The 622-nt window shown below is 38.1% G+C and carries 1 protein-coding gene; it reads left to right on the top strand.

The genetic code is table 11. The features are described 5' to 3' along the window. Positions 1–455: 455 nt before the first annotated feature. The coding region (locus tag ACS8FD_RS22005) for a 7-cyano-7-deazaguanine synthase (protein ID WP_439277435.1) at positions 456–622 on the top strand (167 nt) is incomplete at its 3' end.

Genomic DNA, 622 nt, shown 5'->3' with positions numbered 1-622 from the left:
CTAAATCTTTAGAAGCAGATTCTGTAGCGATGTCATCAGCGTCATCAGCGTCATCAGCGTCATCATACTCCACACTATAAGCATCAGTTTCTAAAGTATGGCTATCTAGATGTGCTTTAGTAGACATCTTGTCAGACTCAAGCGTATTTTTTGGCGTGAATAAGGTCGCTACGGTCATAGATTACTCAGTATCTTTACAAAGGTGATTTGGCGATAAAGCAATTGATAGTAGAACAAGGTTTAATGACGTGTTACTACTAATGCACTAAAAGCAGCAGCGATTATAACAAAAAATGCTAACAGTTTGAAAAGATGAGATTAAATTGCAGGGTTTAAAGTCATAAAATTCAATACCCTTGTTATCCATATAGGTCTTATAACTTCTATGGTTATGTAATAGTAGCCATATTTTTGTTAAAATGGCTGTTTTTCGCTTTTCAATAATAGACACTACTATGACTGACATTACCTCGCAATCTGACTTTTTCAGCTCAGTATCCAAAACTCCTGCACATACGCTTCAACAAGATCAAAATGCTGTCGTCTTACTATCAGGTGGGCTTGATTCGGTCACTTGTTTGTACTGGGCAAAGGCTCGCTATGCTTGCGTCACCGCGGTAAG

The sequence above is a fragment of the Psychrobacter sp. 1U2 genome (genome assembly GCF_051847575.1).
The sequence above is the reverse complement of the archived record's forward strand: the minus strand, read 5'-3'. Positions and strand labels throughout refer to the sequence as shown.